The organism is Thalassospiraceae bacterium LMO-SO8 (genome assembly GCA_031655335.1).
Taxonomy (GTDB): Bacteria; Pseudomonadota; Alphaproteobacteria; order Rhodospirillales; family Casp-alpha2; genus UBA1479.
The window spans coordinates 3,177,414-3,197,385 of sequence record CP134226.1; the positions used below are offsets into that span (position 1 = coordinate 3,177,414).

At 63.3% G+C, this 19,972-nt stretch carries 23 protein-coding genes; 11 read left to right on the plus strand and 12 right to left on the minus strand.

From position 1 onward, the window contains the following. The first annotated feature begins 24 nt into the window (after nt 1-24). The 3 genes from RJ527_15225 to RJ527_15235 all read left to right on the plus strand — a co-directional run bounded on the left by RJ527_15225 (nt 25) and on the right by RJ527_15235 (nt 2,612). The gene (locus RJ527_15225) at nt 25-891 is read left to right on the plus strand and encodes a mechanosensitive ion channel (protein WND75374.1); all 867 of its coding nucleotides are present in this window, start codon (nt 25-27) and stop codon (nt 889-891) included. 77 nt (nt 892-968) lie between these two features. Beyond that, nucleotides 969-1,544, plus strand: a complete 576-nt coding sequence (locus tag RJ527_15230; protein ID WND75375.1) for a hypothetical protein — start codon at nt 969-971, stop codon at nt 1,542-1,544. Nucleotides 1,545-1,709: 165 nt separating this feature from the next. After that, entirely contained in the window at nt 1,710-2,612 is a 903-nt protein-coding gene (locus RJ527_15235) for a hypothetical protein (protein WND75376.1), read from the plus strand. 68 nt (nt 2,613-2,680) lie between these two features. Here RJ527_15235 and RJ527_15240 read toward each other — a convergent pair whose 3' ends face one another. The 4 genes from RJ527_15240 to RJ527_15255 all read right to left on the minus strand — a co-directional run bounded on the left by RJ527_15240 (nt 2,681) and on the right by RJ527_15255 (nt 7,171). Beyond that, nucleotides 2,681-3,925, minus strand: coding sequence for an aminotransferase class V-fold PLP-dependent enzyme (locus RJ527_15240; GenBank protein WND75377.1), 1,245 nt, complete (start codon nt 3,923-3,925; stop codon nt 2,681-2,683). 13 nt (nt 3,926-3,938) lie between these two features. After that, a complete protein-coding gene (locus RJ527_15245) occupies nt 3,939-4,244 on the minus strand; it encodes a PilZ domain-containing protein (GenBank protein WND75378.1) in 306 nt (101 codons plus the stop codon). Between the two features lie 60 nt (nt 4,245-4,304). Continuing rightward, entirely contained in the window at nt 4,305-6,026 is a 1,722-nt protein-coding gene (ilvD, locus tag RJ527_15250; protein WND75379.1) for a dihydroxy-acid dehydratase, read from the minus strand. 119 nt (nt 6,027-6,145) lie between these two features. After that, complete coding sequence (locus RJ527_15255) at nt 6,146-7,171, minus strand: methionine synthase (protein ID WND75380.1); 1,026 nt, start codon at nt 7,169-7,171, stop codon at nt 6,146-6,148. A 172-nt stretch (nt 7,172-7,343) separates the two neighbouring features. Between RJ527_15255 and RJ527_15260 the strand changes: the two genes are divergently transcribed. After that, nucleotides 7,344-8,468, plus strand: coding sequence for a zinc-dependent alcohol dehydrogenase family protein (locus tag RJ527_15260; GenBank protein ID WND75381.1), 1,125 nt, complete (start codon nt 7,344-7,346; stop codon nt 8,466-8,468). Nucleotides 8,469-8,482: 14 nt separating this feature from the next. Continuing rightward, nucleotides 8,483-9,904, plus strand: a complete 1,422-nt coding sequence (locus RJ527_15265; GenBank protein ID WND75382.1) for a homoserine dehydrogenase — start codon at nt 8,483-8,485, stop codon at nt 9,902-9,904. On the opposite strand, the gene RJ527_15270 is transcribed toward RJ527_15265, so the two are convergent. Beyond that, nucleotides 9,853-10,407, minus strand: a complete 555-nt coding sequence (locus tag RJ527_15270) for a PAS domain-containing protein (GenBank protein ID WND75383.1) — start codon at nt 10,405-10,407, stop codon at nt 9,853-9,855. The genes RJ527_15265 and RJ527_15270 overlap by 52 nt on opposite strands. Nucleotides 10,408-10,601: 194 nt before the next feature. Here RJ527_15270 and RJ527_15275 point away from each other — a divergent pair, with 194 nt between their 5' ends. Then, nucleotides 10,602-11,096 carry a hypothetical protein gene (locus RJ527_15275; GenBank protein ID WND75384.1) on the plus strand — a complete coding sequence of 165 codons (495 nt, stop codon included), beginning with the start codon at nt 10,602-10,604 and terminating at the stop codon, nt 11,094-11,096. Here the strand turns inward: RJ527_15275 and RJ527_15280 are convergent. Then, a complete protein-coding gene (locus tag RJ527_15280; GenBank protein ID WND75385.1) occupies nt 11,093-11,611 on the minus strand; it encodes a PAS domain-containing protein in 519 nt (172 codons plus the stop codon). The genes RJ527_15275 and RJ527_15280 overlap by 4 nt on opposite strands. 176 nt (nt 11,612-11,787) lie before the next feature. On the opposite strand from RJ527_15280, the gene RJ527_15285 reads away from it, so the two are divergent. The 3 genes from RJ527_15285 (at nt 11,788) to htpX (ending at nt 14,053) form a co-directional block, all read left to right on the plus strand. Further along, the gene (locus RJ527_15285) at nt 11,788-12,639 is read left to right on the plus strand and encodes a TauD/TfdA family dioxygenase (GenBank protein ID WND75386.1); all 852 of its coding nucleotides are present in this window, start codon (nt 11,788-11,790) and stop codon (nt 12,637-12,639) included. Beyond that, complete coding sequence (locus RJ527_15290) at nt 12,636-13,016, plus strand: gamma-glutamylcyclotransferase (GenBank protein WND75387.1); 381 nt, start codon at nt 12,636-12,638, stop codon at nt 13,014-13,016. Before RJ527_15285 ends, RJ527_15290 begins: the two co-directional genes overlap by 4 nt. A gap of 119 nt (nt 13,017-13,135) precedes the next feature. Next, nucleotides 13,136-14,053: a protease HtpX gene (htpX, locus tag RJ527_15295; GenBank protein WND75388.1), complete on the plus strand. Its 918-nt coding sequence runs from the start codon at nt 13,136-13,138 to the stop codon at nt 14,051-14,053. 17 nt (nt 14,054-14,070) lie between these two features. Here htpX and RJ527_15300 read toward each other — a convergent pair whose 3' ends face one another. Continuing rightward, a complete protein-coding gene (locus RJ527_15300) occupies nt 14,071-14,358 on the minus strand; it encodes a YciI family protein (protein ID WND75389.1) in 288 nt (95 codons plus the stop codon). A gap of 83 nt (nt 14,359-14,441) precedes the next feature. Here RJ527_15300 and RJ527_15305 point away from each other — a divergent pair, with 83 nt between their 5' ends. After that, entirely contained in the window at nt 14,442-15,164 is a 723-nt protein-coding gene (locus RJ527_15305; GenBank protein WND75390.1) for a WYL domain-containing protein, read from the plus strand. 57 nt (nt 15,165-15,221) lie between these two features. Here the strand turns inward: RJ527_15305 and RJ527_15310 are convergent, their stop codons facing one another. Then, nucleotides 15,222-16,058 carry a metal-dependent hydrolase gene (locus RJ527_15310; GenBank protein WND75391.1) on the minus strand — a complete coding sequence of 279 codons (837 nt, stop codon included), beginning with the start codon at nt 16,056-16,058 and terminating at the stop codon, nt 15,222-15,224. A gap of 147 nt (nt 16,059-16,205) precedes the next feature. Between RJ527_15310 and RJ527_15315 the strand changes: the two genes are divergently transcribed. Further along, nucleotides 16,206-16,805, plus strand: coding sequence for a DNA-3-methyladenine glycosylase I (locus tag RJ527_15315; protein ID WND75392.1), 600 nt, complete (start codon nt 16,206-16,208; stop codon nt 16,803-16,805). Nucleotides 16,806-16,809: 4 nt separating this feature from the next. Here RJ527_15315 and RJ527_15320 read toward each other — a convergent pair whose 3' ends face one another. The 4 genes from RJ527_15320 to erpA all read right to left on the minus strand — a co-directional run bounded on the left by RJ527_15320 (nt 16,810) and on the right by erpA (nt 19,922). Continuing rightward, nucleotides 16,810-17,217, minus strand: coding sequence for a GFA family protein (locus RJ527_15320; GenBank protein WND75393.1), 408 nt, complete (start codon nt 17,215-17,217; stop codon nt 16,810-16,812). Between the two features lie 136 nt (nt 17,218-17,353). Further along, the gene (locus RJ527_15325; GenBank protein WND75394.1) at nt 17,354-18,643 is read right to left on the minus strand and encodes an NCS2 family permease; all 1,290 of its coding nucleotides are present in this window, start codon (nt 18,641-18,643) and stop codon (nt 17,354-17,356) included. 27 nt (nt 18,644-18,670) lie between these two features. After that, the gene (xth, locus tag RJ527_15330; protein WND75395.1) at nt 18,671-19,471 is read right to left on the minus strand and encodes an exodeoxyribonuclease III; all 801 of its coding nucleotides are present in this window, start codon (nt 19,469-19,471) and stop codon (nt 18,671-18,673) included. A 94-nt stretch (nt 19,472-19,565) separates the two neighbouring features. After that, nucleotides 19,566-19,922, minus strand: a complete 357-nt coding sequence (erpA, locus tag RJ527_15335; protein ID WND75396.1) for an iron-sulfur cluster insertion protein ErpA — start codon at nt 19,920-19,922, stop codon at nt 19,566-19,568. Nucleotides 19,923-19,972: the final 50 nt, after the last annotated feature.

Below are 19,972 nucleotides of genomic sequence, written 5' to 3' on the forward strand. Positions count from 1 at the left end.
GCAACGCAAGGATAGAGGCCGACCATGGACAAAGCAGAACAACAGATCGCCAACGCCCAGAAAACCATCGAGGCGATCATCCAAACCGCGATCGACGTCGGTACGGAATACGGGATGAGCGTCATCGGCGCATTGGTGATCCTGGTCCTCGGCTGGTGGCTTGCCGGCTGGGCCAAGCGGGCGGTGACCCGGGCGCTCGCCAAGGTCAAATCGATCGACGACACGCTGACGCCGTTCCTGTCGTCCATCGTTTCCTACGTCATCAAGGCTTTCGTTCTGGTCGCGGTCCTCAACCAGTTCGGGGTTCAGACGACCTCCATCATCGCCGTCCTGGGCGCCGCCGGCCTGGCTATCGGCTTGGCCCTGCAAGGCACTTTGCAGAACGTCGCCGCCGGGGTCATGCTGCTGGTCCTGCGCCCGTTCAAGGCGGGCGACTTCATCGACGCCGGCGGCCAGGCGGGCACGGTGGTCGAGGTCAGCCTGTTCACCACGGAATTGCGGACGGTGGACGGCATCTTCAAGTCCCTGCCCAATTCCTCGATCTGGGGGGCGGCGATCACCAACTTCTCGCGCAACCCGACGCGCCGCATCGACCTTGTCGCATCCATCTCCTACGGCGACGACCTGCCCAAGGCCATGGAGGTTTTGAAGGGCATGCTCGACGCCGATCCGCGCATCCTCAAGGACCCGGCGCCCGAGGTCATGACCTGGGACATGGCGGCCAGCTCCATCGACATCAACCTGCGGGCCTGGGTCAACATCGGCGATTACTGGCCGACCCTGTTCGACCTGCGCAAGACCGTGAAACTGGGCCTCGAAGAAGCCGGCTTCACCATTCCGTTCCCGCAGCAGGACGTCTACATGCACCAGGTCGGCAAGGCGGCGGAATAGCAGGGCCCCCGGGCGGCCCTGCGGCCGCTAACGGGGCATTAACCGCTCGTGCATAGATTGATGGTCGGAGACGTGTGATGACCGACTTTCAAGCGCCCGAACTGCCCCTCAATCCGACGCCGGAACAGCGCGCGGAATACATCATGATGCGCCTGGAGCAATTCATCCGCGAAGGCCGCAGCGTGGGCGAGGGCATGTCGTTCAAGCAATGGCAGGCCATGGCCAAGACGGAAATCGCCGTCGCCGTCGCCGCCGCCCAGAACGAGGTGCAGAAGGACGACCCGGTGACCCGCCGGCTCCTGTTCATGACGGCGGCCTGCCTCACCACCATCGGCTTCTGGGGCACGGCCGTCAGCCTGCACAAGACGGCGTACCTCGTGGGGGCCTTGGTCTGCGCCGGGGCGGGCATTCTGTTGCTGATCTGCGCCGGCGAATGGCGGTTCCGCAAATGGCGGCGCAAGAAGGACGCCCAACTCCGCATCGAACGCCTCGCCAACATCGAGGCCCTCAACAAACGCATCAAGGGCCTGGAGCGCGCGCTCGAGAAAGAGGAAAAGATGCTGGAGAAGAAGCTGAAGAAGGTGCGGGGGGAGGTCGACGTGCTGCACGCCGCGCAGATGAAGTCGCCGCCGATGCCGAGCGGAGCGAACTAGCGCGCCAGGTCCCAGCCAAACGGTTTTTGGTGCCGTGCAAGCGAGGTCGGGCGGGCAGTCGTGAGGCGTGGATTCTCTTCGCTTTTAAGAATTAAAGAGCAGCACAAGAGGACATTTTACATTTTATCTAATAATTGAAATCTTATATAAAAAATATCATTATAAGTGCCGATCAATCCTAATCTTCTAAAATTAAGTATGAGCGGAGATGGCGTTATGCCGTTTGATGCTGAAATTTTCAGGATCTTGGTCGCGTCTCCCGGTGACGTAGGCGAAGAAAGAAACGTAATTCCTGAAGTAATAAACGAATGGAATGCGGTCTATGCGTATTCTAACAAGAAAGCACTTATGCCCATTAAATGGGAAACCCATTCGTCGCCTATTTTAGGAGATCGTCCACAAGGTATAATAAATGATCAGGTTGTGAAAGATTGCGATCTTCTGGTTGGTTTATTTTGGACAAGAATAGGAACGCAAACAGGTGTGTCGATTAGTGGTACTGCTGAGGAAATAGAGCAATTTATAGATTCTAATAAACCAGTTATGCTTTATTTTTCGCAAACACCTATTGATCCAGATAAAATAGAACTTGAACAATTTACTCAGTTAAAAAAATTCAAGGAAACAATGCGATTGAAAGGCCTGACAGAATCTTATTCTGGAATACCTGATTTTCGGCAAAAATTTACCCGCCAGTTGAGTATTAATTTAGGTAACTTATTTAATTATTCCTCAACAGAACGTGCATCTGTAAAGAGAAAATCAAAAAATATCCCTAAAAATAATAAACCAATCATATTTCCAGGGGCTGAACTAAGCCATATTACAAACGAAGAGGCAAAGGAGTACTTAATAAGGGCGATTAACACAACTGCAAAAGAAGATGGTAGGGCTAATCTTTCTTCGTTTGCTCATTATTTGCATACATATACGCCGATTAATTACAGGGCTTTGGGCTTTGAAAAACTCAAAGAATATTTAGATTCAACGAATTTATTTGAGTTCGAGTCAATAAGTCCCACTCATGTATTAATAAAGTTAGCGCCAAAGGCAATGGGAAAACTGTAGTATTTTTTGATTTAATTTAAATGTGAAAGCGGGTTAATTTATCAGTTAATTATGTATTTTAATCAGAGCTAAACTCCACGCAGAGCCCCCACCAACCGCTCCACCTCATCCACCGTATTGTAATGCGCCATGGACGTGCGGACGACGCCGTCCGTGGTGTCGGTGACGCCGACGGCTTCCAGCAGCCTCGGCGCGTAGAAGTCGCCGTTCCAGCAGGCGATCTGTTGCGCCGTCAGGGCCGCGACCACGTCCGCTGATGATTTCCCTTCGACCGTGAACGAGAAGGTCGGCGCGCGGAGGGGGGCGTCGGCGGTGGGGCGGCCGAGCAGGCGGAGGCCGGGGATGTTCAGGGCGGCGTCGAGGAAGTGTTCGGCGAGCGTCTGTTCGTGCGCCGCGACGAGGCCGAACACCTGTTTCACGCGGGCGTGCAGCGTGTTGGCGGGGGCGTCGAAATGATGGGCCGCGAGGGCTTCGAAGTAATCGGCGATGCCGGCCAGCGCCGCGATGGTCTCGTGATTGGGGCCGGCGGGGTTCAGCTTGTGCTGGATGTCGTCCTCGGCGAAGAACAGGTGGCCCTGGCCGCGCGCTTCCAACAATCGGTCGCGCTTGCCGTAGAGCATGCCGATGTGGGGGCCCATGATCTTGTAGAAGCTGTAGAGGTAGAAATCGACGTCCCAGGCCTTCACGTCCACGGTCCGGTGGGGGGCGTAGGCGACGGCGTCGACGCAGACCATCGCACCCGCCGCATGGACCTGCCGGGTGATCGCCGCAACGTCATTGATGTCGCCGGTGATGTTGGAAACATGGGGGAAGGCGACCAGCCGGGTGCGGTCCGTGAGCAGGCCGTCCAGTAGATCGACGCGCAGTTCGCCCGTCGCCGCGTCCACGGGCCAGTCCTTCACGACGATGCCGAATTCGGCGAGGCGCCGCCAGGGCGAGGAATTGGCTTCGTGGTTCAGGACCGCGACGATCACCTCGTCCCCCGCCTTCCACAGCGGCCGCAGCGCCTGCGCCAGGACGTAGACGTTCATCGAGGTCGAGGGGCCGATCACCACCTCGTCCGGCGCGGCCCCGATCATCTCCGCCATGCGGGCGTGGCCGTCGGCCATGCGCTGCGCCGCCAGTTGCGATTTGGGATAGGGGGCGAGGGGCTGGACCTGGCTTTCGCTCATATAGGCGGTCATGCGCGCGATCACGGCGTTGGGCACGTAGGAGCCGCCCGCGTTCTCGAAGAACGCCCAGCCGTCACGCCAGCAGGCGTCCGGGAACTGGGCGCGGGAGAACGCGACGTCGAACGCGGGGGAGGAAGTCACCGATGCGGCCCGGTCACGCCTGCATGGCGAGGGACATGACCAGTTCGGCCAGAACCTCGGGATCGGCTTCGAACTTCAATCCCAACCGCCCCTTGCGGCACCAGGCGACGGTCGCCGAGACGTCGCCGAAGGCCCCCAGGTCGAGGGTCAGGTGGCGGCCCTTGGACAGGTCCAGGGAGGCGACGATCTGCGCCCCGCCGGGGGAGATATCCTCGATCAGGCATTTGGTGGACGCGCCGCCGACGGTCACGCGGGCCTGAAAGCCCGAGGACTTTCGATCGTACTCGCGCCGGTTCAGGGCGAAGGCGTCTTCGGCCATGGCCGTTGTCCCGTCTGTGTCACACCCGGGCCGAACCCTGACCCCGTCTGAGCGCGGGGCCTAGATGTCGGCGAACACGTGGGTTTCCGCCTTGGCGCCCGGATGAGTGACGGCGCCGTCGCAGGCGGGGCCCACCAGTTGAGCATACTTCCAAAGCACCCCCGACTGATAGTCGTGTTTGCGCGGCGTCCAGGCCTTGCGGCGGGCGTCCAGTTCGGCCTCGCTCAGGTCCACGTCGAGCGTGCCCTTTTCGGCGTCGATCTTGATCACGTCGCCGTCCTTGAGCAGCCCGATGGGGCCGCCCACGGCGGCTTCGGGGCCGACATGGCCGATGCAGAAACCGCGCGTCGCGCCGGAGAACCGGCCGTCGGTGATCAGCGCCACCTTTTCGCCCAGGCCCTGGCCGTAGATCGCCGAGGTGGTCGACAGCATTTCGCGCATGCCGGGGCCGCCCTTGGGTCCTTCGTAGCGGATAACGACGACCTCGCCTTCCTTGACCTGCTGCTTGAGCACGGCCTGGAGCGCGTCTTCCTCGCAATCGAAGCAGCGGGCCGTGCCCGTGAACTGCAGGCTGTGCAGGCCGGCGACCTTGACGATGGCGCCATCGGGGGCGAGCGAGCCCTTGAGGCCCACGACCCCGCCCGTCGGCGTGATCGGGTTGGACACCGGATAGATCACGTCCTGGTCCGTCGGGAACACCACGTCCTTCAGGTTCTCGGCGATGGTCTTGCCGGTCACGGTCATGCAGTCGCCGTGCAGGTAGCCGCCGTCCAAGAGCGCCTTCATCAGCACCGGCACGCCGCCGATGTCGAACATGTCCTTGGCCACGTACTTGCCGCCCGGCTTCAGGTCGGCGATGTAGGGCGTGGTCTTGAAGATCTCGCAGACGTCTTCTAACGAGAAATCGATGCCGCATTCATGGGCCATGGCCGGCAGGTGCAGCCCGGCGTTGGTCGATCCGCCCGACGCCGCGACGATGCGGGCCGCGTTCTCGAACGACTTGCGGGTCACGATGTCGCGCGGGCGCAGGTTCTTTTCGATCAGGTCCATGACCGCCTTGCCGGATGCCACGGCGTATTCGTCGCGGGTCTCATACGGCGCGGGTGCCCCGGCGGAGCCGGGCAGGGCCAGGCCGATGGCTTCCGACACGCAGGCCATGGTGTTGGCCGTGAACTGGCCGCCGCAGGACCCGGCGGACGGACAGGCCACGCATTCCAGTTCGTGCAGGTCTTCGTCCGACATTTCGCCCGAGGCGTTGGTGCCCACGGCTTCGAACACGTCGATCACGGTCACGTCCTTGCCCTTGAACTTGCCGGGCAGGATGGAGCCGCCGTACATGAACACGCTGGGCACGTTGAGCCGCAGCATGACCATCATCATGCCGGGCAGGGACTTGTCGCAGCCGGCGAGGCAGACCATGGCGTCATAGCAATGGCCGCGCATGGTCAGCTCGACCGAGTCGGCGATCACGTCGCGCGACGCCAGGGACGACTTCATGCCCTGGTGGCCCATGGCGATGCCGTCGGTCACGGTGATGGTGGTGAACTCGCGGGGCGTGCCCGATGCTTCCTTGACGCCGGTCTTCACGGCCTGGGCCTGGCGGCTCAGCGCGATGTTGCAGGGCGCTGCCTCGTTCCAGCAGGTCGCGACGCCGACGAAGGGCTGGTTGATCTCTTCCTCGGTCATGCCCATGGCGTAGTAGTAGGACCGATGCGGCGCGCTGGCCGGGCCCTGAGTTGTATAGCGCGACGGCAGTTTGGACTTGTCGAACGTTTTGGCCATGGGGCTCTCCCTGGAACGGCTTGGATACTTGAATTCGGGACCGTTGGTTTAATGCCGTAAGGCCCCGCAAGGCAAGGGCGCTTGCGGGAAAAGGTGCTGTGCCGCCGTAATGTGACGGTTTAGACGGCGCCCAGTTCCTTGCGCACGATGGCGGCCCCGGCGGCAAGCGCCTTCAGCTTGCCCTCGGCCACGTGCCGGGGGAAGGGGGCGAGGCCGCAGTTGGTGCAGGGATAGATGCGCTCCGCATCGACATAGCGCATGGCCGAGCGGATGACCTCGGCGACCTGTTCCGGCGTCTCCACATTGTAGTTGGCGACGTCGATGGAGCCGACCATCACTTCCTTGTCCTTGAGCAGGCTCATCAGCGAATGGGGCACGTGGGATCCGGCGCATTCCAGCGACACCTGGTCGACCACGCTGCCGTTCAGGGCCGGGAAGGTTTCCTCGTACTGGCGCCATTCGCTGCCCAGGGTTTCCTTCCACTGGTTGTTGGCGTCAATGCCGTAGCCGTAGCAGATATGCACGGCCTTCTTCACGGTAATGCCCTGGAACGCCCGGTTCAGGCAGGCGATGCCCCATTCCTTCACGTCGTCCAGGAACACGTTGAAGGCGGGCTCGTCGAACTGGATGACGTCGACGCCGAGCGCCTGTAGCTCCAGCGCTTCCTCGTTGAGGATTTCCGCGAAGGCCCAGGCCATGTCGGCGCGCTTGCCGTAGACCTCGTCGGCGATGGTGTCGCAGATGGTCATGGGCCCCGGCATGGTGATCTTCAGGCCGCCCTTGGTGTGTTCGCGGCAGAAGGCGGTGGATTTGGAATGCGCGCTTTCACGGCGCTTGACCTTGGCCGTGACCGTGGGCACGTCGGCGTCATAGCGGTTGTCGCGGATGCCCATGGTGGTCATCTTGGCCCAGTCGATGCCGTCGACGTATTCGAGGAAGCCGTGCACGAAATGCTTTCGGAACTGCTCGCCGTCGGAAACGATGTCGATGCCCACGTCTTCCTGGGTCTTGATCCACACCAGGGCGGCGTCGCACTGGCCCTGCCACAATTCCTCGCCCTCCAGCTTCCAGGGCGCCCAGAGTTTTTCCGGCTCGGCCAGCCAGCTGGGTTTGGGCAAACTTCCGGCGACGGTGGTTTTCAGCATGGATCGACTCCCAAGGATGTATTTGTTTTGAATTGCCCTCGTTATACCCGGTTTGGCGGCGCGCCGCATCCGTGACTTGGCCGCCCCGTCTTGCCGTGGCGGGGCGGCGGGGATAAGGTTCCGGGCTCAAGAAACGTGACGATCAACCTGTCCCCCGGGAGCCCATCCAGCCATGAAAACCAAAGCCGCCGTCGTTTACGAATTGGGTGCCAAGCGCCCCTACGCCACCTCCCTGCCCATGAAGATCGAGGAAGTGGACCTGGACCCGCCGCAGGCGAACGAGGTTCTGGTCAAGGTCGCGGCGGCCGGCGTGTGTCATTCGGATCTGTCCGTGGTCGCGGGCGTGCGCGAACGGCCGCTGCCCATGGTGCTGGGCCACGAGGCTTCCGGCGTGGTGCAGGAACTGGGGCCGGGCGTCGAGGGCCTGGAAGTGGGCGACCATGTGGTGTTCGCCTTTCTGCCGTCCTGCGGCCAGTGCCTGCCGTGCAAGGAAGGCCGCCCGTCGATCTGCGAAAAGGGCGCGGCGTCCAACGGGGCCGGCACCCTCATGGGCGGCGGCATGCGCCTGCATAAGGACGGCCAGAAGCTGTATCACCAGGCGGGGGTGTCCTGTTTCTCGGAATACGTGGTGGCGCACCGCTCGTCCGTGGTGAAGATCGACAAGGACCTGCCGCTCGACATCGCCTGCACGTTTTCCTGCGCCGTCATCACCGGCGTCGGCGCGGTCCTGAACACGGCCAAGGTGCCGGCGGGGGCCTCGGTCGGCGTGGTCGGCCTGGGCGGCACGGGTCTGGCCGCCGTCATGGGGGCCAAGATGGCGGGGGCGCGGCACATCGTCGGCATCGACGCGCTCGACGACAAGCTGGAATGGGGCAAGAAGCTCGGCTGCGACGCGGTGTTCAACGCGCTGGATAACGACGTGGTCGAAAAGGTCCGGGACGCCACGGGCGGCGGGCTGGAATACATGTTCGAATGCGTCGGCCGGGTCGAGGCCATGGACCTGGCCTACAAGGTCACCAAGCGCGGCGGCACGACGACGTCGAGCGGCCTGTCCCATCCCGCCACCAACATGACCGTGCAGCACGTCAACCTGGTGACCGAGGAACGCACCATCAAGGGCTCATACCTGGGCAGCTGCATTCCCGAGCGCGACATCCCGCACTACATCGAAATGTACAAGCGCGGCGCCCTGCCCGTGGACAAGCTGATCTGCGAGAAGATCCCGCTGGAAGACATCAACGCGGCCTTCGACCATCTGGCCGAGGGGCATACGGTGCGTCAGGTCATCGTGTTCTGACCGCGGCCGGATAAATGGTCGACTTCAACGAGATCTACAAGGACACGGGCGCTGCCGTGCGGGTCGGGCTGGTCGGCGCCGGGGAATTCGGCGCGAGCCTGATCACCCAGTCCCTCGGTCATCCTGCCATCGACGTGCCGGCGGTGGCCGATATCGACCCGGACCGGGCGGTCAACGTGCTGCTGCGCTGCGGCGTGGCCGGGGACGGCATCGAGATCTGCCGCGACGCGGCCTCCGCGCGGGACGTCATGACGGCGGGCAGGGTCGCCGTGGTGCCGGACGGCCTTCTGCTGGTCGATACCGACATCGATGTCGTGGTCGAGGCGACGGGCGCGCCCGAAGCCGCCGCCGCCGTGTCCGAGGCGGCGATCCTTTCCGGCAAGCACCTGGTTCTGGCGTCCAAGGAAATGGCGTCCGTCTGCGGCCCCTGGCTGGCCAAGCTGGCTGCGGACAAGGGTGTCGTCTACACCTTGCCCGACGGCGATCAGCCGAGCCTGTTGATCGGCCTGATCTCGCGGGCCGAGCTGCTGGGCCTTGAGGTCGTGATGGCGGGCAAGGCGAGCGAATACGACGTCGTCTGGCACCGCGCCAAGGCGGAACTGAGCTACCACGGCAAGGTTTTCAAGGTGCCCGATTTCGCCGATAGCTGGCATCTGGACGGCGCCGACATTCCCGAGGTGTTGGCCGACCGGGCGGCGCCCCTGGGGGTGACGGCGCTCAAATCCGTGCCGGACCTGTGCGAAATGATGCTGGTGTGCAACGCCACGGGCCTGCGCCCGGATTTCGACGCCTTCCACGCGCCGCTGGCGCGCACGGTCGAACTGCCCGATGTGTTCCGCCCCGAAACCGAGGGCGGAATCCTGTTGGACCCGGAGGGTGGCGTGGTCGACATCGTCAACTGCCTGCGCCGGTTCGACGAACTGAGCCTGGCCGGCGGCGTGTTCGTGATCGTGCGTTGCACGGACCGTGAGACCTGGGGCGTCATCAAGGCCAAGGGCATCCCGGTCAGCGCCTGCGGCAACTACGGGCTGCTGCACAATCCGGTGCACCTGTTGGGGATCGAGGCGGCGGCCTCGATCATCGCCGCCGCGAAGGGCGGCATGCCGACCAGTGGGCGCGCACCCCAGCCGTCATTCGACCTGGTCGGCCGCGCGACCCGTGCGTTCAAGGCGGGCGAGGTTCTGGACATGGGCGGCCATCACCATACCATCGCCGGCTTGGAGCCCTTGGTGCGTCCCGCGCAGGCCGCCATACCCGGTGGGCCGCTGCCCTACTACATGGCGGCGAATAATCGGTTGGCGATGGACGTGCGGCCCGGGGAAATCCTGACCGTCGAGATGGTGGAGGCCCCTCAGGGCTCCGCGCTTTGGCGGCTTCGCGGGAATCAGGATGCGGCGTTCCCGACCTCACCGGGCAACGGCGCCGGATCGGGCTGAGCGCTCAGAAAATCGGAGCGGTACACGTACATCGACAACACATGCGCCCTGGCGCCGTCATCGTCCGCGAGCGGCAGGTCGATCGCCTCATAGGTCGCCGGATTGGGGCGAGCATAGGCGGTCACGCCCCAGCGTCGCACAGGCATGTCGCTTGTCAGGGCAAGGCGCTGGGAATCAAGCATGGCGTCGCGCGCGTGGTGTGGGAAGTATTCCGATATCCGCTGACCCGTGCCGTCGAAACCCAGCCAGGTTCGCAATTCGCTGCCCCAGAAACGATTGACGAAATCGCGGCCTCCGTCGATGGCGTCGCGCACGATGATCTTCGGCGCCTGACGCACGATGGCCGGCAGGCCAACGTCGATCAACCGGGGACAGTTGGAACCGTCGCACAGGCTTTGCCAATACTCCAGCAGCCAACGAAGCTCCCAGGCGTCAAAGGATTGCGTCTGTTCGAAAAAGAACGTTGCGCTTCGCGGTGCGCGGTTGTTGCGCGATATCGACATAGAAGAGCCTCCCGCCTGGGCTCTCCCCACCCCAAGAATTTGATTTTAGACCTAATGATGCACGCAGGACAACCCATTGGGTTCTGGCCCCGCCGGTCAACGCGATGGGGTCGACTTTCGGCCTAATTGCCAAAAGGTCGACTTTCAGACTTTAATCGGCCAGGGGTGGTAGATGAGTCTCAGAAGGATCAAACGTGCGCATCGACGTCACGGCCGTGCCGGCCGAAACAGTGGACCTGCCGGTCGGACTGCGGGAAGTGTTGGGGTATTGGGACCGGCTGCGGGGCGATAGCTGGGCCCCTGCCTGGGCGGATTTCCGATTGCTCGACCTGCCGTCGTCGACGATCCCTTTCGTGATCGTTCTCGATGTGGTGCCGGACCCCCTCGATTTCGTCTACCGATTCTGGGGAACCGGTAATACGACGTATATCGGTTACGACTGCACGGGGATGTCGGTCCGGCAGAACAAGCTGTTCAGCGCCAAGGTGTTCGGTGAATGCCAGCAGCTTGTCGAGAAGGGCCGGCCCATCGTGTGGTTTTCCAAGGTTGTGCGGGACGACGGTCTGTACCGTGAATATATCCGCCTGCGGGTTCCGCTTTCGGACGACGGGGAAACGGTCACCCATATCGTCTCGGCGGTCCGGATCGAGGAAAAGCTAGACGAAATCTTCACGCCCGTATCCGGCTAGACGGGCGGTTCCGGCGATTTCTCATTGATCATCCGATACAGGCTCATGGAAATAATATGGGCGCGTTCCCCCGCATCGTTTGCCAGGGGCAGGGTGATGGTTTCGAACGCGACATAACTGCGTTCCGGGTAGACGCTGACGCCCCAGCGGCGGATCGGCATGTCGCCGGTCAAGGCCAAGCGGTGGGATTCCAGAATGCGGTCCCGGCCGGCCGCGGGGAAATACTCGCTCAGCAGCTTGCCCGTCGCGTCAAGCCGCAGCCATTCCGTGACGGCCGTGCCCCAATACCGGACCCGGAAATCGCGGCCGCCGTCGACGGCGTCCTTCACGACGATGTTGGGCGCGTACTTGTACATGGACGGCAGGTCGATGTCGCGCCAGCGCGGGCAGTCCCGGTCGCCCCGTTTGTCCAGCCAATGGTCAAGCAACCATCGCAGAGCGGGCGTCGTAAAATCCCAAGTTTGTTCGGCGAACGGCCCTTCGACCGTGTCCAAATGCGGACCGTGACTCACCATCGGCATCTCTCCCCAATGCCATCCCCAAGGCATTTCCCGGGACAGGTTAGTGGATTATCTGGGACGCCGCCATGCGATCCGCACACATAGGTATGACTATTTGGTCGACTTTCCGGTCCTGGAACCGGCGGCCTTCGTGATGATATAGTTCGGGAAAACACGCCGGAGGCTCATTCATGACAATCAAGATCGACCCCCTGGACGCCCCGATGGGCGCCGTGATCCACGGTTTGGATTCACGAAAGCCTCTGACCGACGATGATTTCCGCGCGGTGGAGCAGGCCATGCTCGACCATATCGCCATCGTCATCCCGGATTTGGAGGAAAACGTGCCCTGGCTGCGCGATTTCGGCAGCCGCTTCGGCCCCCTGGTGCCGCATATCCTGAACCAGTACCACCACCCGGACGGCTTCGAGGTGTCGATCATCGCCAAGAACATGGACAGCCCGGAAAGCCGCACCACGGCCAAGCCGGCCGGGGCGTTCTGGCATTCGGACCTGTCCTACGAGGTTAATCCGTCGGACGCCATTTTCCTCTATTCCACGCATCTGCCGTCCAAAGGCGGCGACACCATGGTCGCCAACATGCGGGCCGCCTACGCGACCCTGCCGGACAGGACCAAGGCGCGGCTCGACGGCCTGACCTGCACCCACCGCTGGGGCTGGAATACCCTGGGGGCCACGCCGACGCTCACGCCGGAACAGCAGGCGGCCCATCCCGACGTGATCCATCCCGTGGTCCGCCCGCACCCCAAGACCGGGGTGCCGATCCTCTACGTCAATCCGGGCTATTCCATGCGCATCAACGAACTGGAACAGAATGAGAGCGACGACCTGCTGGCCGAACTGTTCGAGCACGCGCTGAAGCCCGAATTCCAGTACCGCCACACATGGACCCTGAACAGCCTGGTCGGCATCGACAACCGATCCTCCATGCATTGCGCGGTCGATGACTACACCGAACCCCGGCGCATGCTGCGCATGATCGTCGGCTGCACCGACGGGCGGAAGGGACGGGTCGCCGCATGACGAAGGTTCTGTTCGTCAACGGCACCCTGATGCGCGGGCTGGCCTTGAACGGCAACCTCGAGGGCGCGGCCTTCCTGGGCGAAGCCCGGACCGTGCCCGAATACCGGATTCATTCCATCGGCGACGTCCATCCCGGCATGTACAGGGTGGCGGCGGGCGGAATTTCCGTCCCCGGCGAGATTTATGAAATGAGCGACGAGATTTGGGCCAGGGTCGAAGCCGGGGAGCCGCCGGGGCTGTACTGCGGGCCGGTGGAACTGGATGACGGCCGGGTTTTGGACGGAATCCTCTATCCCCGCGAGATGGCGGAAGGCAAACACAAGGACATTTCCGAATTCGGCGGTTGGCGGGAATACGCGGCGACGCTGGCGGACTGAACCCGTTCGACGGATTTCGGCGGCAGCCTACTTGCGGTGGGCTTTCGCCGGCATAGATATTTCCCAGGATACGGGCGTTCCCAGGGGGGAACGCCTTTTCTTGGGCTAAGGACATATCGATGCTGCGGATTCTTCTGTTTCTCGGCACCAACCTGGCGATCGTCGCACTGATCAGCCTGACTTTCCGCCTGCTCGGGCTGGATGGCTTGTTGCAGGCCAATGGCGTCGACCTGAACATCAACGCCTTGATCGTCTATTCCGCCGTCATCGGCTTTTCCGGCGCGCTGATCTCTCTGTTCCTGTCCAAGACCATGGCCAAGGCGGGAATGGGCGTGAAGGTCATTCAGCACGCCGCCAACCCGACGGAACAATGGCTGGTCGATACGGTCGCCCGGCAGGCCAAACAGGCCGGCATCGGCATGCCCGAGGTCGGCATCTTCGACCATGGCTCGCCCAACGCCTTCGCCACGGGCTGGAACAAGAACGACGCCCTGGTCGCCGTGTCCACGGGTCTTCTCAACACCATGGACAGGAAAGAGGTCGAGGCTGTGCTGGGCCACGAGGTTTCCCACGTCGCCAACGGCGACATGGTGACCCTGACCTTGATCCAGGGCGTGGTGAACACCTTCGTCATCTTCCTCTCGCGTGTCGTCGGCTATCTGGTCGACCGCCTGGTGTTCAAAGTCGAACGCGGCCACGGCCCGGCGTTCTGGATCGTCTCGATGATCGCCCAGTTCGTGTTCGGCATCGCCGCCATGATGATCGTCATGTGGTTCTCGCGCTGGCGTGAATTCCGCGCCGACAAGGGCGGGGCGGAGCTTGCCGGCCGGCGCAACATGATCGATGCGCTCAAACGCTTGCAGGCGGCCCATGACGCGCCCGACATGCCCGACGAGATGAAGGCCTTCGCGATCAGCGCCGGGCGCATGCAGGCGGCGTTTTCCAGCCATCCGCCGCTCGCCGACCGCATCCGGGCGCTGGAAGCCATGGAGGGCGCCGACGCCCAGCCGCCGCGCCCCCGGCGGCCCTGGCGCTGACGCGGGCCCGCCGCCGTTCATGTCGCGAGGAACTCAAGCCGTGGGTCGGTGATGTTGGGAGTGATCTCCAGAATCTCGGCCGCCACCACTTTTTCCGCCACGAACGGGTCGTCATCGACCCGCCGACGCATCTCGTCGGGCGTGCAGCCCTGGGCCAGGATTGCGCCGCCGGCGTTGGGCTGAAGACTGCCGACCATCAGGAAGACGCCGTCGTCGACGCCTTGTCTGATCCAGGCCTTGTGGGCGTCCATGAGCTCTTGAGCGCGCGCCTTGTTCTCTGAAAATCTGAGCAGGATGATGAACATCAAGTCGCCTCCTTATCCATTGGCGGCGGCACGCTAGCCAGGATAGGTGCCAAAATTTGTCACTAAATATGCTATCCTGAGGCATGACCGTTCGCAGCCGCCAGGACGCGCTGGTCCGCCACCTTCGCCGCAGCGGCCACGCCACCGTCGATGATCTTGCCCGTGCCGTGGGCGCGTCGCGGCGAACTGTGCTGCGGGACATCGCGGCTCTGCGCGATCAGGGCTTCGTCATTCATTCCGAGGCGGGCCGGGGCGGGGGGCTGTTGCTCGATCCCTCGTCCGTGCAGCTGACGGCCCGGCTTACGGCCGACGAGGTGTTCGCGCTGCTGGTCAATGTCGCCGTCATGCGGGCGTCGGGCACGCTGCCGTTCGGCGGGCTTGCCGACGCGGGGCTCGCCAAGATCGAACGCGCCTTGCCGCCGGACCGGGTCCGGGACCTGCGCGACATTCTCGCCCGCCTTTATATCGGCCCGCCGGCCTGGCCCCGGCTTCGGGACTCGTTGGGGCCGGTCGAGCCCGGTCTGCTGCCCGAGTTCGAACGGGCGTTCATCGACCTCAACCGCCTGCGCTTCGACTACGTCGACCGCCACGGGACGTCGTCCCGGCGCGAGATCGAACCCCAGGCGCTGCTGGTCCGCCCGCCCGTGTGGTACGTGGTCGGCTTCGATCCCGCCCGCGACGGTTTCCGCAACTTTCGAATGGACCGGATCCGCAATGCGGAACGCGACGGCGGCACCCGGTTCCGCCGCCGCGCCCTGCGGCTTGAAGACAACGTCTGTCTGGTGGCCGAGGCACCGCATCCCTGAAACGACGAAGGGCGGCCCGACCGGCCGCCCCCCGCGTGTTCGGTATCCTGAACCGGCTTATTTGCCGAATTTCATTTCGTCGCCCGGCTGCATGATCACGACGTCGGTCTTGCCACCCATGTCGGCCAGCAGCTTCTTCAACTCGTCCGGCGTGCCCTTGAGGGGCGGGAAGGTGCCGTAGTGCATGGGCATCGCGGTCGCGGGCTTGAGGAATTTGGTGAGCGCATAGGCCGCGTGGCGGGGGTCCATGGTGAACCAGCCGCCGATGCAGATCAGCACCAGGTCCGGCTTGTATAGGTCCTGGATCAGCTCCATGTCCTTGAACACACCGGAATCGCCCGTGTGATAGATGGTGTAGCCGTCCTCCAGCTTGATCACGTAGCCGGCGGGCTCGCCGCCCGGATAGATCATTTCCTTGCCGTCGGCGCCCTTGTTGACGATCTCCGACGAATGTTCGGCATGGGTCATGGTCACCGTGATATCCGGGCCGATGGGATTGATCGGGCCCGACTTGTTGAAGCGGACCAGTTGCTTGCCGTCGACCATGCCGAGAATGCGCAGCGTATGGCCCATGTCGGCGTTCACGCCGACCTTGGCGCCGGTCATCTTGGCCAGTTCGGCCGTGTCGCCCAGGTGGTCGCCGTGGCCGTGGGTGACCAGGATCAGGTCGACCTTGCCGACTTTCCCCAAGTCCTTGTCGGCGGCCGGGGTCTTCGGGTTCTTGGTGATGAAGGGATCGATCACGATCACCTTGCCGCCCGGCGTCTTGATGCGGAAGGCGGCTTGTCCGTACCATTTGACCTCGGCGGCCTGGGCGTCCTTGGCCGGGGCCGCGGCCCAGGCGAACCCGGCGACCAGCGCGCCGATCACGGTCGTCGTCAGTAAGCGTCTCATGTCTGAACGTTCTCCCAAAAGGGCAGGGGATATCCCCGCGTGAGGCAGAGCCTGCCATAGAACCCGAACGCCGCAAAGGCCCGCGCATGAGGCTTGACGAATATGGAACAAAATGCGAACAAGTAACGCGAAACGGAGGAGGCATTCATGACGGTAACGGGTGAAGACGGGCGCAAGCGCTGCCGCTGGGTCGGCCAGGGCAAGGATTTCTATGAGGCCTATCACGACGCCGAATGGGGCGTGCCCGTGCACGACGACCGCCACCATTTCGAGATGCTGAACCTGGAGGGCGCGCAGGCTGGTTTGAGTTGGGAAACCATCTTAAAGAAGCGCGACAACTATAAGAAATTGTTCGCTGATTTCGATCCCGTTAAATGCGCCAAGCTGACCGACGCCAGGCTGGAAAAGATCCTCACCGACCCCGGCATCATCCGCAACCGGCTGAAGGTTTACGGCGTGCGCAAGAACGCCCTGGCGTTCCTCGAGGTGCAAAAGGAATTCGGCTCCTTCGACGCCTACGTCTGGGCCTTCGTCGGCGGCAAGCCGATCGACGGCCGGCGCAAGGCCATGGGCGACGTGCCGGGCAAGACGGAGATCTCGGACGCCCTATCGAAGGACCTGAAAAAGCGCGGCTTCACCTTCGTCGGCTCCACCATCGTCTACGCCTATATGCAGGCATCCGGGCTGGTGAACGACCATGTGGCGGACTGCTTCCGCTACAAGCCGTGCAGGGCGCTGGCGAAGTAGGCGATCAGCCGTCGTGGCGGTGGCTGCCGGGCAAGACCGGCAGGGCCGGGTCGAGCGGACTCCAGGCCAGCTTGTCGTTGCCCCAGATGTGATCATAGGGCGCGACCCGCTCCGGGCTGTCGAGGGAGGCGGCCGTGATGTCGATGTCCACATCCTCGTCCGCGTGCTGGTAACTGAGGCTGGTGCCGCAGTCGGGACAGAACCCGCGCTTGACCTTGGGCGTCGAGACGAAGAAGGCCGGCGGCTCCGTGGTCCATTGGAAGCCGCCCGTGGGCACGGTGACCCAGGTCACCAGCGTGCCGCCCGAGGCCCGGCGGCAGCTTTCGCACAGGCAGTGGGTGGCGGTCACCGGCTTGGTGATCCGGTAGCGGTGTCGGCCGCACAGGCAGCCGCCCTCAAGGGGCTCGGTCATGATGGCTCCTTTCCCGATATGCCGGGCAAAGGCTAGCGATCGCGGCAGGGCCGAAACAAACGGGAAATTCTCATCGGTCGATAAGCTGGCCTTGGCTTTGCCCGCCAACCCGTCAAACCGGCGCGTGGTCCAGGGCCTAACCGACCGCGAACTTGATCACGAAGATGCCTGCGAGCACCACCATGGCGGGACCGGCTTCCCTGGGCCGCCCGCTCAGGATCTTGATCGCCACATAAGCGATGAAGCCGAGACCGATCCCGGTGGAGATGGAGAAGGTCAGCGGCATGGCGAGGACGGTGACGACCGCCGGGATGAAATCGGTGAGGTCCGTCCAATCGATGTCGGCCAGGGCCTGGCACATGACGCAGGCGATGAAGAACACGGCCGAAGCGGTGGCGAAGGCCGGGATGCTGCCGGCCAGCGGCGCGAAGAACAGGGCCAGGAGGAAGAACACGGCGACGAAAACTGCCGTCAGTCCGGTCCGCCCGCCGGCCCGGATGCCCGCCAGGCTTTCGATGTAGGACGTGGTGGTCGAGGTGCCCAGGGCCGCGCCCACCATGGTGGCGCTCGCATCCGCCACCAGCGCCTTTCTCAGGCGCGGCATCTGTCCGTTCTCGTCAAGCAATCCCGCGCGCTGACAGACGCCGATCAGGGACCCCGTGGTGTCAAACAGGTCAAGCAGCAGGAAGGTGAACACGATGGTCACAAGCCCCAGTTCGAGCGCGCCGGGGATGTCGAGGGCGAACAGGGTCGGCCGCAGGCTGGGCGGCGGCGCGAAGACCCCCGTGGGCGCCGTCAGGCCGAGGGCCATCCCGAGCCCCGTCACCACCAGGATGCCGATGACGAGAGCGCCCGGAACCTTCCGGTAGTCCAGCGCGACGATGACGAGAAACCCGAGGCAGGCGAGCAGCGTTTCCGGCCGGGTCAGATCGCCGACCGTGACCAAAGTGGCTTTGTGCGCGACGACGACGCCGGCGCTTTCCAGGGCGACGGTGCCGAGCAGCAGGCCGATCCCCGCCGAGATCGCCATCTTCTGCGATTTGGGGATCGCCCCGATCAACCAGGCGCGCAACGGCGACAGGCTGATGATCAGGAACAGCAGGCCCGATACGAACACGGCGCCGAGGGCGACCTGCCACGTGTGGCCCAGGGTAAGGACCACAGTGAAGGCGAAGTAGGCATTGAGACCCATGCCCGGCGCGAGCGCGATCGGGTAGTTGGCATAAAGCCCCATGATCAGGGAGCCGACGGCGGCGGCCAGACAGGTCGCGACGAAGACCGCGTCGCGGTCCATGCCGGCGGCCGACAGAATCTGCGGATTGACGAAGATGATGTAGACCATGGCGAGGAAGGTGGTTGCACCCGCCAGGGCCTCCCGGCGCAAGTTGGTCTGGTGATGAGAAAGCTTGAAGATCGCGTCGAGCATGTTTTCCGTCGCTATCCGGTCCGGCGCTCAATCCGCCAGCTCGACCCACACCGGCGTGTGGTCCGACGCCTTTTCCTTGCCGCGCGGCGTCTTGTCGATGGCGCAGGCAAGCAGCCGGTCGGCGGCTTGCGGCGACAGCAATAGGTGGTCGATGCGCAGGCCGTTGTCCTTCGCCCAGGCGCCGGCCTGATAGTCCCAATAGCTGTACTGGTGGACGCCCGGATTGAGGGCCGTGAAGGCCTCGGTCAGACCCAGGTTCAACAGGGTGCGGAACCGTGCCCGGCTTTCCGGGCGGCACAGCGCGTCGTCGGCGAATTTCACCGGATCGTAGACGTCGGCGTCGGTCGGGCAGATGTTGTAGTCGCCGCCCAGCACGACCGCGTCCTCGGTCTTCAGCAGGTCCTTGGCATGGGCGATCAGGCGGTCCATCCAGCCGAGCTTGTAGGTGAATTTTTCGTGGTCGCCGCCGTTCTCGTCCCGCGTCGGGTTGCCGTTGGGCAGGTAGATGGAGGCGACGCGGACCGGGCGCTTCCCGGCCTCGATCACGGCCTCGATATAGCGCGCCTGTTCGTCACTGTCGTCGCCGGGCAGCGCCGTCAGCACCACGTCCATGGGATGCTTGGACAGGATCGCGACGCCGTTGTAGGTCTTCTGTCCCGAGATCGCGACGTTGTAGCCGAGCTCTTCGATCTCCAGCCTCGGAAAGCCGTCTTCCTGGCACTTCAGTTCCTGCAACAGGGCGACGTCCGGTTGAAACTCGGCCAGCCATTCCTGCACCCGGGGCAGGCGGGCCTTCACCGAATTGACGTTCCAAGTAGCTATTTTCATGGCCAGGTTGCGATCTTCACGGTTCAGGCTCTCCCAACAGAAAAAGGCCCGCGAATTTGCGGGCCTCTCTCGTAACACAAAACGCCTGGGGCGGTTAAACCCCGAATGACGAGCCGCAGCCGCAGGTCACGTTGGCGTTGGGGTTGGCCATCTGGAAGTAGGAGCCGATGAGGTCTTCCTTGAAATCCAGTTCCGAGCCCTTGAGCAGGTCGAGCGAGGTCTCATCGACCACCACCTTGACGCCGTTCTTCTCAAAGATCAGATCGTCGTCGTTGACCGTTTCGTCCAACTCGAAGCCGTAGGAAAAGCCGGAACAGCCGCCCGCCGAAACCGCGATGCGCAGCATCAGGTTGGGGTTGCCGTCCATGTCCTTCAACTGGCCGATGCGCTTGGCGGCGCTGTCGGAGATCAGGATGCGTTCCTCGGGTGCCAATTGCGTGCCGTCCGGCATGGCGAAAATCCTTAAATGCGTGGGTGTGTACGGGTTGCCCTGAATCTAGG